The organism is Chimaeribacter arupi, assembly GCF_002858805.1.
GTDB lineage: Bacteria > Pseudomonadota > Gammaproteobacteria > Enterobacterales > Enterobacteriaceae > Chimaeribacter > Chimaeribacter arupi.
This window is the reverse complement of record NZ_PJZI01000094.1, coordinates 1-466: the sequence shown is the minus strand read 5'-3', so window position 1 is coordinate 466 and position 466 is coordinate 1. Positions and strand designations below refer to the sequence as shown.

General features: G+C 59.0%; 1 protein-coding gene. It reads left to right on the top strand.

The window, feature by feature from the left end; genetic code table 11:
- The coding region (locus CYR52_RS22760) for a hypothetical protein (protein ID WP_165699113.1) at positions 1-466 on the top strand (466 nt) is incomplete at both ends.

The following is a 466-nucleotide window of genomic DNA, read 5'->3' as shown; positions in this document are numbered from 1 at the left end:
TCGAAGGCGAAAGGCCTGATTGAGCCGATGGACAAAGGCCATGGCGTGCAGCCGAAGCCTATCGCCACCGGTGAAGGTCAGGGCGTGGAAATCCGTGGTCCGGAAGGAGCAAGCGCAGGCACTATCCATCTCGATATTGCATCGAAAGCGAAAGGTCTGATTGAGCCGATGGACAAAGGCCATGGCGTGCAGCCGAAGCCTATCGCCACCGGTGAAGGTCAGGGCGTGGAAATCCGTGGTCCGGAAGCGGCAAGCGCAGGCAATATGGGCCTCACGATTGAGCCGAAAGCGAAAGGTCTGATTGAGCCGATGGACAAAGGCCATGGCGTGCAGCCGAAGCCTATCGCCACCGGTGAAGGCCAGGGCGTGGAAATCCGTGGTCCGGAAGGGGCAAGCGCAGGCACTATCCATCTCGATATTGCATCGAAGGCGAAAGGCCTGATTGAGCCGATGGACAAAGGCCATG